Here is a 15892-nt window from a genome sequence, read left to right as displayed (position 1 = left end):
TAAGTTCTTTATCCGACATAGACACCAACATATCAAACCGTCCGCTAAGAAAATTGCAACAGCGCATATTCTAAAAGCGGACATTTTTACTTTGGAGAAACCGGACATTTCTATTTTGGAGTTACAACAGAATTTCGTATAACCACCATTATGTTAAATAGATAGCAGTTGGGAGATTATTTATTCTTTCAATAGACAAAAACTTGCGGAATTTTTCTTAATTTGTAATCCTTGCGGCCAAGGGTGTCTAGCGTAGCTAAGACAGGTATTCGTTATAGTCGGGCCGCTATAATACGGATGACGAGTGCCTGTATGTTTAACCTAAATATCTTTAACAAGATCTCTAGCGAAGTATTGACCATCAAAAATGATCTTGAGCTGAATTCTGAAAATCAACTGATAACTAAGTATAAGACTTCTACTTCTGAAGATTATAAACAGGCTATTGTTTTGATTTTTAAAGAACGTGGCTATACACGTTTGGAAATAGGTCAATTACTTGGGGAGCCAAAAGCTTCATAAAATACCGATTAAACAAAGCTTGGATATAACATCCAGGCTTTATAAAAAAGTACCTAGCTGTTACCCTTGTCCTGATTTTTTTACTCTAAAACGTTCTTTCATCTTATGACACTTACGCCACCTTAAGTTTATTTATCGTCTTAAATCTGTAAATAACTCATCACTGTCTAGTGATGTGGTGTAGTCGTTTGTGTGTTGTATATATCACATCACTAGCCTATCTGAAAAATTAAAAAACAGGCTATGTTTATGTTATCTAATGTCCGAGAACAGTGGTTCTCTAACATCCGTGGGGATGTACTTGCCGGATTAGTCGTCGGTCTTGCACTCATCCCTGAAGCCATCGCATTTTCAATTATTGCAGGTGTAGATCCTAAAGTTGGTCTATACGCATCCTTCTGTATTGCCGTCGTGATTTCTTTCGTAGGTGGTCGTCCTGCCATGATTTCAGCAGCCACTGGTGCAATGGCGCTGCTTATGGTCACATTGGTCAAAGAGCATGGGCTTGAATATCTGCTGGCAGCAACAATTTTGACAGGCGTGATTCAAATATTGGCAGGCTATTTAAAGCTCGCCAAGTTAATGCGGTTTGTATCTAAATCTGTGGTTATTGGATTCGTAAATGCGTTAGCGATCTTAATTTTCATGGCTCAATTGCCTGAACTGATTAATGTGACCTGGCATGTATATGCTTTTGTTGCTTTAGGTTTAGCAATTATTTATCTATTCCCTCTGGTTCCCAAATTAGGAAAATTACTCCCTTCTCCACTAGTCTGCATCATTGCAATCACATTATTGGCAATCGCTTTAGGAATTGATGTACGGACCGTGGGCGATATGGGGTCTTTACCTGACACACTTCCAATGTTCTTGATTCCAGATATTCCTTTGAATATTGAAACATTGATGATTATTTTGCCTTATTCAGTCGCACTGGCGGCTGTAGGTTTACTTGAATCGATGATGACAGCAACTATCGTGGATGAAATGACTGATACGCCAAGTGATAAATATCAGGAATGTAAGGGACAAGGGATTGCGAATATTGCTTCTGGCTTTATGGGTGGCATGGCCGGTTGTGCAATGATTGGTCAATCTATGATTAACGTAAAATCAGGTGGCCTTACACGCTTATCAACATTCTCTGCGGGCATTTTTCTTCTTATTCTGGTTGTATTTATCAGCGACTGGCTCAAAGTGATTCCAATGGCTGCATTGGTAGCGGTAATGATAATGGTCTCTATCAGTACCTTTGAATGGAGTTCTGTCACTCAGTTAAAAGATAATCCTAAGAGTAGTAATATCGTCATGATTGCGACGGTGATTGTAGTTGTTGCTACGCATAACCTGGCTTTGGGTGTGTTAACAGGCGTATTACTTTCAGCCTTGTTCCTGGCGAATAAACTTGAAAATGATATCCAGGTGACAGCATCTTTTGAAGGAATGGCCCGTTTATATGAGTTGAGAGGTCAGATCTTCTTTAGTTCTTCTGAAAAATTCATGCAAGGTTTTGACTTTAAAGAGGATGTAAAGGAGGTGATTATTGATTTGACCCATTCTCACATTTGGGATGTAACATCAGTCGCCATGCTTGATTCTGTTGTAAATAAATTTCAAAAGAATGGTGCGAATGTCACAGTACGTGGTCTAAATGAAGCCAGTTCGATCATGATTGATAAGTATGGGACACATGCCAGAATTTAAGTTTTAAAAATTCTATATTTATATAGAATTTCTAAAATTAACATAATACACCTTATACGAATCTAAAAATGGGAGCCTTTAGCTCCCATTTTTACTATATTTTTAAAGTTTTAAGCGTGTTGTACTGTGAGTTTTAAGCCTAAAGCATTTACTACACGATTAATCGTATCAAAACGTGGTGCTGAATCCTGACGTAGGGCTTTGTAGAGTGCTTCACGCCCAATCCCTGCTTCTTTAGCGATTTGAGTCATGCCACGAGCTTTAGCAATAACACCAAGTGCATGGGCTAATTCAGCTGGATCATTTTCTTCAAGAACCATATTGAGATACATCACAATGTCTTCTTCAGTTTTGAGCGACTCAGCCATATCAAAACTTGGTAAATCAGCGACTTTAACCATTTTAATCCTCCAATGTTTTCGATAGTTTGACTGCCCGATCGATGTCTTGTTGTTGAGTTGATTTATCTCCACCACCAAGCATTACAATCACAACGTCACCATGTTGGATGTAATACATCCTCCATCCAGAACCGAAGAATTCTCTCATTTCCCAAACGCCATCTTGGAGAGGTTTAATGTCTCCCCAGTTTCCACGTTGAACCTTATCTAATCGACGATTCAGGCGGATACGGGTCATATTGTCTTTAATGCCATCCAACCATTCATCAAATTCTGGAAGACGTTTAATTTCAATCATGAGGATTCCTTATCTTCTCACTATATTGTATTCGATCGAATACAATATGCAAGTAATTTATACGAACATCCATTAATTTCGTATAACACCATTATGTTAAATACATAATTTTTTTGGTTAAAATTTAAACTTTTTTACTGTTTTTCAGGCAAGATGCATATTTTTTTGAAGCCATACTTTCCTTGTCAGATGTTCAAACATTTTAAGGAGAAAGCAATGACACAAACAGCGAATGATCAACGTGCTACAGTAAAAAATCCTAATAATATTCAACATGCGCAGAATCAGGACAACCGTAGCCGACAATTGAATCCTAATCATAAACCTACGAAATCTAAATAAGGATGAAAACTATGAGCACAGCAGGTTGGCCTAGTACTACTGGAAATCCATCAGGTGGTGGCCGAGACAATAATCCACCTCGTAAATAAAAATTTATTTATCTTGTAATATCAATTCAGAAGGCCAAAGATATTGGCCTTCTGAAGGATATTTCTTCAGGAAGGCTTCCCATATCACGATAAAATCTTCTGATGTAGCTAACGTAGAAACGCTGGCTGTTTTTTGAAAATGTTTATAATAAAAGTCTTGCCAAAAATATATTAACCATAGGCCAGCTATGGCATTAATACTTTCAAACCACTTATCTTCTGGAAGTTCATTTTTCAGGAATAAATAATTCTCTTCTGAGACTTGTTCATAAATTTCATCATTTTTAAACTCACCATAAGGTAGACCTAGGAACTCATAGACTTCATTCAAGTAGCATAGTCTTCTGTTTTCTCTAACTTTTTTAATTAGTTGTATAAATTCTTTAATTTGTTCATCTTCGAGAGAAGGATCTAACCATTGCTCAAAACCATTAGTTGGAGGAATAGTCTTCAGAATCTCGACTTTATGTCCTTTTGTTGCTTCAAACTTTGCATTTATCTTTAAGATAAATAAAAGAAAATCTGTAAAAGTTTTTGATGGGAAGTATGGTCGTTTATTTTTAAACTTAAACTTTAATGCTTGGTTTAGTGAGATTGATTGGAATCCCCACTTCTTAGAAATTAAATGATCTAAGTGAATTAAAATTAGCAGTATATTGACGCCAGAATTTCTAAGCATCTCATGACTAATAATATTCTTTAAATCACCGTTAAAGCTAAAGTTATTTACCAGAAAATCATGTAGTTTGCAGACATCTTCATATAAAAAATTATTTTTTTCTAATTCTGAAAATAGCTTTATATGCTCATTCCAATAAAAAAAATCGTTATTCTTAATTGGATATAGTTCTAAGATTTTTAAGCAGTATGCAAAATTATAGTTTTCTTCATCTACAGCTAAAGAAGTTGCTGAATTAAGTACGAAAAACCCCATTTCTGAAGCAAATTCGGATTTAATTTTAACTTTAGCTATTTCATCATTTTTAAATGGAACATTAGTATATTTTTTCTCAATTTTACCTAGTTTCTTAGCCAGGTTTTTATCCATATTTTTCAATATTAAACAGTAGAATTCTAAAGGATTCATGGATGCCCTAATTTTTTAAAAAATCTAAAATTAACATAATACACCTTATACGAAATGCGTTTGTAACTCCAAAATAGAAATGTCCGGTTTCTCCAAAGTAAAAATGTCCGCTTTTAGAATATGCGCTTTTGCGATTATCGAAGCGGACGGTTTGATATGTTGGTGTCTATGTCGGATAAAGAACTTAAACGATTGTCGGTCGTGCAGGAAATCTGCGATCAACGCATAACTCAATCCCAGGCTGCTCAGCTACTTCATATTTCAGAACGTCAGATCAGGCGTTTACTGCAAAAATACAAAGCTCAAGGCCCAGCTGCATTAGCCCATGCCGGTCGTGGTCAAACCAGCAATTCCAGGCTTCCTGAAGAACTCAGGCTCAAGTGCCTCAATATGGTTGCTGAGCAATTCCATGGTTTCGGACCCACTTTAGCGCATGAAAAGCTGACTACCATTCATGGATTCGATATTTCAGTGGAAACCCTGCGTTCCTGGATGATTGCAGCCGATTTATGGATTCCTCGCTCCAAACGCCTGAAACGCCCATATCAGCCTCGTTATAACCGGGACTGTTATGGTGAACTGATCCAAATTGATGGCTCACATCATGACTGGTTTGAAGGAAGAGCCCCTAAATGCTGTCTATTGGTGTTTATCGATGACGCCACAGGAAAATTGCAGCACTTACGCTTCTGTGAGTCAGAATCAGCCTTTGACTATATGATTTCAACACGTTTGTATGTTGAGCAGCATGGTAAGCCTTTAGCCTTCTACAGCGATAAACATTCAGTCTTCAGGGTGAATCAAAGCAGCAAGAAAGACACCAAGATTACGCAATTTGGGCGCGTACTCAGCACCCTGAATATCGATATTATCTTCGCTAATTCACCACAGGCCAAAGGCCGTGTAGAACGAGCCAATAGAACGCTTCAGGACCGTCTGATCAAAGAAATGCGCCTGGAAGGCATCTGTTCGATTGAACAAGCGAATGCCTGGCTACCCTGCTTCATTGAGCAATTCAATCAGAAGTTTGCCAAGATGGCCTTTAATCCCAAGGATCTACACCGGACTGTCACTGAAACAGCCGAAGAATTAGATGATATTTTTACCTGGCGTGAACCCCGCAGAGTCACGAATAGCCTGACGATTACTTATGATAAATGCGTATATCTCCTGGAAAACACGGAAGAAAACCAAAGATTGATTAGTAAGTATCTTGAGTTCCTGGAATACCCGGATGGTACAGTCGCGATTGAATATCAGGGAAGAAAAATCAATTACAGCATCTTCGATAAATTAAGTCAGCTTAACCAGCGAGAGATTGTTGAGAATAAACGTTTAGGTGCAGTTCTCAATCATATTCAACAACAGCATGAAGAATTGGAACAGCAAAACAAACGTAATCGTTCTCAATCTATGCCAAGCAGACGTGCACAGAAGACAGTAATCAAAGAACGAAATCTGAATCCTGTGCTTGACTTGGAAATGTCTGTATAGGACATTTCTATTTGGTTTTAAGGTAGGACATTACTACTTAGGAATAACAGCGTTATAATTCTCTATAGAAATCAATGCTGTAGTTTCTAGTTGATAGCCCATCTTCCCCAAGGTGGGCTTTTTTTATGATTTTTCACGTTCCACGCTTATTATTTAATCAAAAGACCTCTTGCGAAAGTATAGTTTATCTAATTTTTGAATTGGCTAAAACCTCATAAAATATAGCTTTTGGCTGCTTAAAATTTGACTAACGCAAGAATTCTAAAGTTTCTCAACTTTGATTAGCTCAAATAAATACCATTTCTCTTTTTCTAGGTCTCTTTAAATCACGAATTATGTAACTATAGAGTATAGCCTAACGGAACAAAATAAAGTCTTAAAAAGCAACTCAAAAACCGTATTTATAGACTTAATATTTAATTTCGGTACAATATGTATTTAATTATCTAAACTCTAACGGTACAGAATGCCTAATCAGGTCGGATATATTCGAGTCAGTTCAACTGAACAAAATACTGAACGTCAATTAGATGGAATCAGCCTGGATAAGACCTTTACTGAAAAGGCAAGCGGTGGTAGCCGTGAACGTCCTCAGTTAAATGCAATGCTCGACTATCTGCGTGAAGGTGATACGGTGCATGTTCATAGTATTGATCGTCTGGCACGTAATACAAATGATCTGAACGAAATTGTGAATAGTCTGAATGATCGTGGTATAACCATTATTTTTCATAAAGAGAATTTGACCTTCAGTCATGATGTAGCACAATCGGCAATAAATAAACTCATGTTTCAGATGCTTGCTGCATTTGCAGAGTTTGAACGCTCCATGATCCGTGAGCGTCAAAAGGAAGGAATTGCAAAAGCCAAAGCGAAGGGCTTATATAAGGGAAGAAAGCGGAAGGTTGACTATGTTGAAATACGAAAAGCAATGGCTGAAGAAAATTCAACATTTAGAGGTGTTGCAGAAAAGTTTAAAGTAGGGATAGCAACAGTACAAAGAGCTTTAAAAGAAGAAACTAATAATCAATAAGGTTGATTAATGAAGACGCTTAGATATTCAAATTTAGAAAAGATCATGACCATTTATACTGAAATTTCTACTTATATTACATTTCATAATGCGACTGGTTTAACAGATATAAATAAATCAATGGAAGATTTTTGAACCGTACCGGGTTTGTCGGAGACCAAGCTTTCTGAGAGAATGTCCCGATGAAAAAAGTAAAATATACCCCTGAAATCAGAGAAAGAGCGGTTCAATTATTGATTGAATCCGAGAAAGATTATCCATCGAATTGGGCTGCGATCACCGCTATTGCTCCCTGAGCAGTATACTGCGCAAGGGTTGTACTCCTGAAACACTACGTGTTTGGTATCAAAAATATTTAGATAAACAAAATCCAGTTAAAGTACAGCAGCTTTCAGACCAAGAACGTATCAAACAACTCGAACGCGAAAATAAAGAACTGCAACGCGCCAATGAAATTCTACGTAAAGCAGCCGCTTTTTTCGCCCAGGCGGAGCTCGACCGCCCACACAAATAATGGTGGATTTTATCCATAATAATAAAGAGCTGTACGGAGTCGAGGCGATTTGTAGAATTTTACCGATCGCACCTTCAACCTATTACCGGACTCTAGATCTCTGTGAAAATCCAGAACATCGAGCAAAGCGAGATTTACATGACTTGCATCATGCTGAGGAGATTAAACGAATTTGGAAGGAAAGTTCAGGTCGGTATGGTGTACGTAAAGTCTGGCAAAAACTGAAACGTGAAGGCTATATTATTGCGCGCTGTACTGTTGCTCGATTAATGCAAAAGCTAGGTATAAAAGGTGTTTGGCGTGGTAAGAACAAACAAACCACCCGTAGCCGAGATGATCAAAAACGAGCGGATGACTTGGTAAAACGTAATTTTACTGCTGATCATCCTGACCAACTGTGGGTGAGTGACTTTACGTATATTCAAACAAATTCAGGCTGGGTTTATACTGCATTTATTATTGATGTGTTCTCACGAGCAATTGTTGGATGGAAAGTATCGACACGGATGAATACAGATATGGTGCTCGATGCATTGGAGCAAGCATTTAGGGCGGCAGAGGGGGCTGGAACGCTGAGTGCGCCCATGCCGCATTGCAAAGCAAAAGATAATCGGATAAAATGTAGCAATTCATATTCGTAAGCGTGGAGTAATCAGATGGGAAATTCCAAGTCAGCAGACAAGTAAGCCGCAACAACCAGTATTGTTGTTGCGGCGCTCTGTAAGGCTAGTCTCATCTGATTGCTGACGAGCAGACGTCGCCCGGTATTCCTTAATCGAGGGTTGATTCGTCATGACCACCACACGCCCCGCGTGGGCCTATACGCTGCCGGCAGCACTGCTGCTGATGGCTCCTTTCGACATCCTCGCTTCACTGGCGATGGATATTTATCTCCCTGTCGTTCCAGCGATGCCCGGCATCCTGAACACGACGCCCGCTATGATCCAACTCACGTTGAGCCTCTATATGGTGATGCTCGGCGTGGGCCAGGTGATTTTTGGTCCGCTCTCAGACAGAATCGGGCGACGGCCAATTCTACTTGCGGGCGCAACGGCTTTCGTCATTGCGTCTCTGGGAGCAGCTTGGTCTTCAACTGCACCGGCCTTTGTCGCTTTCCGTCTACTTCAAGCAGTGGGCGCGTCGGCCATGCTGGTGGCGACGTTCGCGACGGTTCGCGACGTTTATGCCAACCGTCCTGAGGGTGTCGTCATCTACGGCCTTTTCAGTTCGATGCTGGCGTTCGTGCCTGCGCTCGGCCCTATCGCCGGAGTATTGATCGGCGAGTTCTTGGGATGGCAGGCGATATTCATTACTTTGGCTATACTGGCGATGCTCGCACTCCTAAATGCGGGTTTCAGGTGGCACGAAACCCGCCCTCTGGATCAAGTCAAGACGCGCCGATCTGTCTTGCCGATCTTCGCGAGTCCGGCTTTTTGGGTTTACACTGTCGGCTTTAGCGCCGGTATGGGCACCTACTTCGTCTTCTTCTCGACGGCTCCCCGTGTGCTCATAGGCCAAGCGGAATATTCCGAGATCGGATTCAGCTTTGCCTTCGCCACTGTCGCGCTTGTAATGATCGTGACAACCCGTTTCGCGAAGTCCTTTGTCGCCAGATGGGGCATCGCAGGATGCGTGGCGCGTGGGATGGCGTTGCTTGTTTGCGGAGCGGTCCTGTTGGGGATCGGCGAACTTTACGGCTCGCCGTCATTCCTCACCTTCATCCTACCGATGTGGGTTGTCGCGGTCGGTATTGTCTTCACGGTGTCCGTTACCGCGAACGGCGCTTTGGCAGAGTTCGACGACATCGCGGGATCAGCGGTCGCGTTCTACTTCTGCGTTCAAAGCCTGATAGTCAGCATTGTCGGGACATTGGCGGTGGCACTTTTAAACGGTGACACAGCGTGGCCCGTGATCTGTTACGCCACGGCGATGGCGGTACTGGTTTCGTTGGGGCTGGTGCTCCTTCGGCTCCGTGGGGCTGCCACCGAGAAGTCGCCAGTCGTCTAACCGACGACTGGTAGCAGGCCCGCTCCGATGCGGCGCACTAACCATCGAAACCTCGTGAATGTCGGTATCCTGTCTGGCAGGATACCGCTCATTTCCCTTGTTCAGTTCATCGCCGTCGCCGAGCATCTGAATTTTCGGCATGCGGCCAAGGCACTTGGTATCAGCCAGTCGAGCGTCAGCGCGCGTGTGAAAGCGCTGGAGGATAACCTTGGTGTCCTGCTATTTGAGCGCCATGCGCGGGGCGTTCGGCTAACAGACGCAGGCAGGCACTTCATGGAGCGTGTCACGGCGGGTGTCGATCAACTCGATCACGCAGTGAAGACCGCAGGCATGACAGCTCAAGGAGAATACGGCCGGCTTCGCATCGGCATCCATGCCTTAATCCCACGCAGCTTTCTCACGGAGCTGATCCGTCATTATCGGGAAGAACATACGGGCATTGAGGTTGAGATCACCGAAGGCACAGCCCGCGATGCGGTGATGCAGCTTCGTGCTGACCAGCTCGACGTGGTGTTCGTCGCGGGCAAGCCCGAGATGCCCGACTGCCATACCCGACCGATCTGGACCGAACCGCTGGTGGCCGTGCTATCGGATGGGCATCGCCTCGCCGGGCAGTCCGCAATCACTTGGTCCGATCTGGTCGGCGAGACTTTCATTGTTCGCTATGGTGGCACCGGCCCGCAGGTCCATGACCATATCGTGCTGCGCCTTGCCGGGCGTTGGCCCGCACCGTCGATCCGGCGCTTTGATGTGGGGCGCGACACGCTGCTATCTATGGTCGGACAAGGCTTCGGCATCACTATCGTCGGCGAGGCAACGTCATTGTTGCCGACGACCGGCATCGTCTTCCTGCCCTTCCTCGATGAACCGGAGCCGGTTGCCTTTACAGCCGTCTGGTCGCCGTTCAATCGCAACTCCGCACTGAAAAATCTACTCAACCTCGCAGGCAAAATGAAGCGTGACGGCGATTCGCCCAATCGTTTCCTGGATGGCACTCGACCGGCACGATAACGGCACAGGCGATCCATCCTATTTGCCGCCGATAGTATCCGGCAGCCCTCCGGCATCCTCTTTCCTGTTGCCCGTCCCGATTTTGCCTACTCTCTGATCGGCTCCGTCTCTTTTGCCGACTGGAGCCTGCATTGCGCGGAGGCCGAATCCTTTGGGGTCAGATCGCCGTAGTCATCACCATCGTTCTGGTGATGACACTGAGAAATTTGACGATAATCAAAATACTGACCTGCAAAGAAGCGCTGCATACGTCGATAAAATGATTGTGGTAAACACTTGATGGGCAAGGCTTTAGATGCAGAAGAAAGATTACATGTTTGCTTTAAAATAATCACAAGCATGATGAGCGCAAAGCACTTTAAATGTGACTTGTTCCATTTTAGAGATTTGTTTAAGATAAGATATAACTCATTGAGATGTGTCATAGTATTCGTCGTTAGAAAACAATTATTGTGACATTATTTCAATGAGTTATCTATTTTTGTCGTGTACAGAGATTATTATAGAAGCCCCCATGAATAAATCGCTCATCATTTTCGGCATCGTCAACATAACCTCGGACAGTTTCTCCGATGGAGGCCGGTATCTGGCGCCAGACGCAGCCATTGCGCAGGCGCGTAAGCTGATGGCCGAGGGGGCAGATGTGATCGACCTCGGTCCGGCATCCAGCAATCCCGACGCCGCGCCTGTTTCGTCCGACACAGAAATCGCGCGTATCGCGCCGGTGCTGGACGCGCTCAAGGCAGATGGCATTCCCGTCTCGCTCGACAGTTATCAACCCGCGACGCAAGCCTATGCCTTGTCGCGTGGTGTGGCCTATCTCAATGATATTCGCGGTTTTCCAGACGCTGCGTTCTATCCGCAATTGGCGAAATCATCTGCCAAACTCGTCGTTATGCATTCGGTGCAAGACGGGCAGGCAGATCGGCGCGAGGCACCCGCTGGCGACATCATGGATCACATTGCGGCGTTCTTTGACGCGCGCATCGCGGCGCTGACGGGTGCCGGTATCAAACGCAACCGCCTTGTCCTTGATCCCGGCATGGGGTTTTTTCTGGGGGCTGCTCCCGAAACCTCGCTCTCGGTGCTGGCGCGGTTCGATGAATTGCGGCTGCGCTTCGATTTGCCGGTGCTTCTGTCTGTTTCGCGCAAATCCTTTCTGCGCGCGCTCACAGGCCGTGGTCCGGGGGATGTCGGGGCCGCGACACTCGCTGCAGAGCTTGCCGCCGCCGCAGGTGGAGCTGACTTCATCCGCACACACGAGCCGCGCCCCTTGCGCGACGGGCTGGCGGTATTGGCGGCGCTGAAAGAAACCGCAAGAATTCGTTAACTGCACATTCGGGATATTTCTCTATATTCGCGGTTCAGCAGGCATGTCCCCTTTGAGGGCGACCCGACGACAGGATAATCGACCTTATGGTGCGCAAATATTTCGGCACAGACGGTATTCGTGGCAAAGCCAACGAAGGCGCGATGACGGCGGAAACCGCCTTGCGCGTCGGCATGGCGGCTGGCCGTGTCTTTCGTCGCGGTGACCACCGCCATCGTGTCGTGATCGGCAAGGATACGCGCCTGTCGGGCTATATGCTTGAACCCGCGCTCACAGCCGGTTTCACCTCGATGGGCATGGACGTATTCCTTTTTGGCCCGCTGCCGACAACGTAATAGGAAGAATAAACGCCCTTTTCACCCAAGTCCAAATTAATTTGCCGATTCCATAATCAGGGTGTATTACAATTCCATAGAGTTTTTCAATCCAGGTGGTTTAGCTGATAACTTAACGATTGATCAGCTTCTTCGTGAAGATTACTCGCCATGGGCGCGCAATAAAAGGATATCTGCCACGTTCAAAGAAGCGCATTTTATTGAAAAATATGGGTCAGGCATCAAACGAATCCAAGAAGGCTTCGCATCCTATGGTCTGCGTCCCCCTGTCTTTGAAAATTTCCAGCACGGTTTTCGAGTTATTGTCTCATCAAAGCTACTTTTCGAATCTAATGAGGGAGTAAGTGAGGGAGTAAATCTACTATTTAATCAGATAAGAACTAATCCAGGAAAGCGTGCACCATTTTTAGTAAACGAGCTATTAGTTCCTGTCAAGATAGTAGAGCGGTGGCTCAAAATCTTAAGAGATGATCATAAAATCGAGTTTCGAGGAGCTCCTAAAAGTGGAGGATACTGGCTAAAATAGAAATCAATGATACTCTTAAGTGGCACCAATCGAACTCCTATTTTAGCATTTAAAAAAGTATCCTCACATCATTTTATTGAACAATACCTAAGGCTGCTCTGGCGGCATTGATATGATTATCGTCGTTGCACTCTACCGCAAAAGCGCCATATGCTAATGGAGCTGCAGCAGCCCTCTCTATAGATTGTTCGTAGAGCCTATCCCATATCGTTCCGCCTTGTTTAGCATACTCCGTTATCAAACTCTTCAGGCTATCCTCTCCAAAAACCGATACGTGACCAGAAAAGTCCAGTGCAGGATCACCCATATGCGCAGTAGACCAATCTATGATACCAGAGGTCTTACCTTCCTTCGAGGTTAAGACATGCCCTGCATAGAGATCGCCATGGATGAAACAAGTGAATTCAGGCCACAAAGGGTCATTGTCCAACCATCTACGGTATCTGTTTTCCAACGGCTCGCTGATACCTATCTCAGATTTCACCAAGTGGATACGGTCAGCTATTTCGGTCCTCAATTCACTTGGAGTCATTATTTTCAAGTTGCTCTTTCTCACATCGTCAGCTGTAATACGATGTAATTCGGCCAATGATTTTGCCAGAGACTCCACATAAGCTATGCTATCGCGATCTATGTTCCAAGAAACCTCATGTGTTATCGCATCGAATGTCAGAGCAGGCGCATCCTCCAGTAAAGGGTAGGCTATTAGGCGCTCCGATACAATTTTCCAATCAGGGACATTGATCGACAGGTTTCTTTTGGCTAAATCCAATATTCTACTTTCATTTTCGATTTGTTCAAGCATATCGCTTCTTCGAGGTATACGGAGTACCCAGTTCTCACCGTTTACTTCCTTTACAAAGGCAACTCTAAAGTCGATGCCCATCTCATTGACGCTCATCTCTTCCGAAATTCTCAGCCCATGCTCTAGGGCTAATGTTTGCATATCTTCGATTGTCATTTCTATACTGTTTTCTTTTATTAAATTGGTACCAGTTCCCCCGACAGGACATTCTGAATGTCATATACAGGTGTAACACTTTACCCATATTCTTTTCGTATGGATAACACTTCCCATCAGGGAACAAAAATCTGATACATGAATTAATTGTGAGACAGTAGACCTACTGTCGCATTGAAGCCATCTCGGCGACTATTTGATTAGGAAAACCAAGGCTTTGCCATCATAGCCTTATCATAGAAGTATAACATAGTTGTAAAGATAGAAAATTATTTTTTATTCATCCATGATGTTATTATTTTATAATAACATCATCTAAACATGTCCTGTCGCTCTTTTGTGCTGTGATATTTCATACCTATTAACTGCTTTCGTTTGAATTATACGACGTTCTACTCACAATAGGGCAAGGGTTACTCATTCCGTAGGATGCGGTTCACGTATAGGAAGAATAAACGCCCTTTTCACCCAAGTCCAACAGCTTTGGACCGCAGTTGACTCTTTCGACACCCCTGCGATGCAACCCAATCCGGCTGACGGGGAGCCAGCAACGCTGAAAATTTACCCTCCTCTTTCCCACTAGCGGCTCCTTTTCCGACAACCAGCACGGCGGATCCCTGCCGCGGCGCTGTGAACGCAGCATTTTGATTGGTATCGTTGGCCTTCAGGCTCGTCAGTCAAACAGACCCAGGAGCAGCTCAGCCGGTGGCGCCCGGCTTTCGGGTAACGCCCTGGTCCCGCTGGTTTCGGCTTTGTGCTTCAGGTGATCAAGGATCTGCTTGATCACTATAGGGTCTTCAATGCAGGCGATGACTTTCATGGCGCCGCCGCAGCCGCTGCAGGTCTCGATGTCGATATTGAAAACACGCTTGAGCCGTTGCGCCCATGTCATCGACGCTCGCCGTTGTGCTGGTGTTGCCGGTTCATCAGCCACCCTGACCTTGTTGCCCCTGCCCCGTTTTGCCGGCGTGACCAACGCCCGGTGCCGACTGTTGGGTGCGAACACCCCGTGGAAGCGGGTTAGGTTGACTCTGGGCTTCGGTACCAGGGCGGCCAGCCTTGCAATGAAATCCAATGGTTCGAAAATGACGTGCGTGGTGCCGTCCCGGTACGGCGTCTTGAGCTGGTAGCGCACGTTGCCGCCTCGTGTTAACGACAGCCGCTTCTCGGATACCGCCGGGCGGCTGATGTACCGGCACAGCCGTTCGAGCTTCTTGCGTTCATCGGCCCTGGCCGCCACGCCGGCGTGCAGGCTGGACCCGGCTACCTTGCCAATCCCGTCACCGAACGGATCACCACTGGTCGGCAGAGTTTGCAAAGTGAACACCTTTCGCCCCGCCTGTGAACCGACAGCGATACGGTAAGTGATCGAGTGCCCCAGCAGGGGTGTCATCGGGTCGTCATCCACCGCATCCGAGGCCAGATAGCTGTTTTCGACATCCCGTTCCAGCAGGCCTTGCCGTTCCAGATAGCGACCCACCCGGTGGGCGATGGTGTGCGTCAGCTGGGTGAGCTCTGGGCTGGTCGGCGCCTTGACCCAGCGGAAACGCGCTGAGCCGTGGGATTGCTCGACATACACACCGTCGAGAAACAGCATGTGGAAGTGAACATTCAGATTGAGCGCCGATCCAAAACGCTGGATCAGGGTGACCGCGCCCGTCTTGGCCACTTGGTGGGTATGGCCCGCTTTCTTGACCAGGTGCGTGGCAATGACGCGGTAAACGATGCCCAGCACCCACCCCATGATCTCGGGCCGGCTGGCAAACAGGAAACGCAGCTGAAACGGGAAGCTCAACACCCACTGACGCATGGGTTGTTCAGGCAGTACTTCATCAACCAGCAAGGCGGCACTTTCGGCCATCCGCCGCGCCCCACAGCTCGGGCAGAAACCGCGACGCTTACAGCTGAAAGCGACCAGGTGCTCGGCGTGGCAAGACTCGCAGCGAACCCGTAGAAAGCCATGCTCCAGCCGCCCGCATTGGAGAAATTCTTCAAATTCCCGTTGCACATAGCCCGGCAATTCCTTTCCCTGCTCTGCCATAAGCGCAGCGAATGCCGGGTAATACTCGTCAACGATCTGATAGAGAAGGGTTTGCTCGGGTCGGTGGCTCTGGTAACGACCAGTATCCCGATCCCGGCTGGCCGTCCTGGCCGCCACATGAGGCATGTTCCGCGTCCTTGCAATACTGTGTTTACATACAGTCTATCGCTTAGCGGAAAGTTCTTTTACCCTCAGCC

General features: G+C 45.5%; 15 protein-coding genes, 3 pseudogenes and 1 other annotated feature. Of the genes and pseudogenes, 12 read left to right on the top strand and 6 right to left on the bottom strand.

Going from position 1 to position 15892, the window contains the following annotated elements; translation table 11 throughout:
• Positions 1–312 precede the first annotated feature (312 nt).
• Both FTV12_RS07565 and FTV12_RS07560 read left to right on the top strand, forming a co-directional pair.
• Positions 313–522 (top strand): hypothetical protein, encoded by a 210-nt coding sequence (locus tag FTV12_RS07565; protein ID WP_004976362.1) that lies wholly within the window; start codon positions 313–315, stop codon positions 520–522.
• Between the two features lie 249 nt (positions 523–771).
• Positions 772–2226, top strand: coding sequence for a SulP family inorganic anion transporter (locus FTV12_RS07560; RefSeq protein ID WP_026438532.1), 1455 nt, complete (start codon positions 772–774; stop codon positions 2224–2226).
• 110 nt (positions 2227–2336) lie between these two features.
• On the opposite strand, the gene FTV12_RS07555 is transcribed toward FTV12_RS07560, so the two are convergent.
• Both FTV12_RS07555 and FTV12_RS07550 read right to left on the bottom strand, forming a co-directional pair.
• The gene (locus tag FTV12_RS07555) at positions 2337–2627 is read right to left on the bottom strand and encodes an addiction module antidote protein (protein ID WP_004969304.1); all 291 of its coding nucleotides are present in this window, start codon (positions 2625–2627) and stop codon (positions 2337–2339) included.
• A gap of 1 nt (position 2628) precedes the next feature.
• Entirely contained in the window at positions 2629–2925 is a 297-nt protein-coding gene (locus FTV12_RS07550; protein WP_004647749.1) for a type II toxin-antitoxin system RelE/ParE family toxin, read from the bottom strand.
• A gap of 216 nt (positions 2926–3141) precedes the next feature.
• Here FTV12_RS07550 and FTV12_RS16540 point away from each other — a divergent pair, with 216 nt between their 5' ends.
• Positions 3142–3267, top strand: coding sequence for a hypothetical protein (locus FTV12_RS16540; protein WP_004969301.1), 126 nt, complete (start codon positions 3142–3144; stop codon positions 3265–3267).
• A gap of 93 nt (positions 3268–3360) precedes the next feature.
• Here the strand turns inward: FTV12_RS16540 and FTV12_RS07545 are convergent, their stop codons facing one another.
• Positions 3361–4443 (bottom strand): hypothetical protein, encoded by a 1083-nt coding sequence (locus FTV12_RS07545; RefSeq protein WP_004969299.1) that lies wholly within the window; start codon positions 4441–4443, stop codon positions 3361–3363.
• A 168-nt stretch (positions 4444–4611) separates the two neighbouring features.
• On the opposite strand from FTV12_RS07545, the gene FTV12_RS07540 reads away from it, so the two are divergent.
• From FTV12_RS07540 to FTV12_RS07520, 6 genes and pseudogenes are all read left to right on the top strand, one after another.
• The gene (locus FTV12_RS07540; protein WP_179989167.1) at positions 4612–5937 is read left to right on the top strand and encodes an ISNCY family transposase; all 1326 of its coding nucleotides are present in this window, start codon (positions 4612–4614) and stop codon (positions 5935–5937) included.
• 466 nt (positions 5938–6403) lie between these two features.
• Positions 6404–6970, top strand: a complete 567-nt coding sequence (locus FTV12_RS07535) for a recombinase family protein (protein ID WP_006581699.1) — start codon at positions 6404–6406, stop codon at positions 6968–6970.
• 182 nt (positions 6971–7152) lie between these two features.
• A pseudogene (locus FTV12_RS07530) lies at positions 7153–8125 on the top strand (IS3 family transposase).
• Positions 7442–7558: a sequence feature (AL1L pseudoknot), on the top strand. It overlaps the preceding pseudogene by 117 nt.
• A gap of 151 nt (positions 8126–8276) precedes the next feature.
• Positions 8277–9491 carry a chloramphenicol/florfenicol efflux MFS transporter FloR gene (floR, locus tag FTV12_RS07525; protein ID WP_000214122.1) on the top strand — a complete coding sequence of 405 codons (1215 nt, stop codon included), beginning with the start codon at positions 8277–8279 and terminating at the stop codon, positions 9489–9491.
• A gap of 27 nt (positions 9492–9518) precedes the next feature.
• Positions 9519–9818: pseudogene (locus tag FTV12_RS16630) on the top strand (LysR family transcriptional regulator); the annotation flags it as partial.
• Positions 9819–9821: 3 nt separating this feature from the next.
• On the top strand, positions 9822–10502 hold the full coding sequence (locus FTV12_RS07520) for a LysR family substrate-binding domain-containing protein (RefSeq protein WP_109354582.1): 681 nt from the start codon (positions 9822–9824) through the stop codon (positions 10500–10502).
• A 197-nt stretch (positions 10503–10699) separates the two neighbouring features.
• Here FTV12_RS07520 and FTV12_RS07515 read toward each other — a convergent pair.
• Positions 10700–10927, bottom strand: a pseudogene (locus FTV12_RS07515) (IS4 family transposase); the annotation flags it as partial.
• Positions 10928–11016: 89 nt separating this feature from the next.
• Here FTV12_RS07515 and sul2 point away from each other — a divergent pair.
• From sul2 to FTV12_RS07500, 3 genes are all read left to right on the top strand, one after another.
• Positions 11017–11832 carry a sulfonamide-resistant dihydropteroate synthase Sul2 gene (sul2, locus tag FTV12_RS07510; protein ID WP_001043260.1) on the top strand — a complete coding sequence of 272 codons (816 nt, stop codon included), beginning with the start codon at positions 11017–11019 and terminating at the stop codon, positions 11830–11832.
• A gap of 86 nt (positions 11833–11918) precedes the next feature.
• Complete coding sequence (locus FTV12_RS07505) at positions 11919–12167, top strand: phosphoglucosamine mutase (protein WP_071830581.1); 249 nt, start codon at positions 11919–11921, stop codon at positions 12165–12167.
• 61 nt (positions 12168–12228) lie between these two features.
• On the top strand, positions 12229–12693 hold the full coding sequence (locus FTV12_RS07500) for an ATP-binding protein (RefSeq protein ID WP_071830580.1): 465 nt from the start codon (positions 12229–12231) through the stop codon (positions 12691–12693).
• A 73-nt stretch (positions 12694–12766) separates the two neighbouring features.
• Here the strand turns inward: FTV12_RS07500 and mph are convergent, their stop codons facing one another.
• Both mph and FTV12_RS07485 read right to left on the bottom strand, forming a co-directional pair.
• On the bottom strand, positions 12767–13654 hold the full coding sequence (mph, locus tag FTV12_RS07495) for an Mph(E)/Mph(G) family macrolide 2'-phosphotransferase (protein WP_071830579.1): 888 nt from the start codon (positions 13652–13654) through the stop codon (positions 12767–12769).
• A gap of 673 nt (positions 13655–14327) precedes the next feature.
• Positions 14328–15821, bottom strand: coding sequence for an IS91-like element ISVsa3 family transposase (locus tag FTV12_RS07485; protein ID WP_001120888.1), 1494 nt, complete (start codon positions 15819–15821; stop codon positions 14328–14330).
• Between the last annotated feature and the right edge of the window lie 71 nt (positions 15822–15892).

Origin of the sequence: Acinetobacter sp. YH12233 (genome assembly GCF_013417725.1) — a bacterium.
Classification (GTDB): domain Bacteria; phylum Pseudomonadota; class Gammaproteobacteria; order Pseudomonadales; family Moraxellaceae; genus Acinetobacter.
Note: the sequence above shows the minus strand (reverse complement) of the source record. Positions and strands in the feature narration are given on the sequence as shown.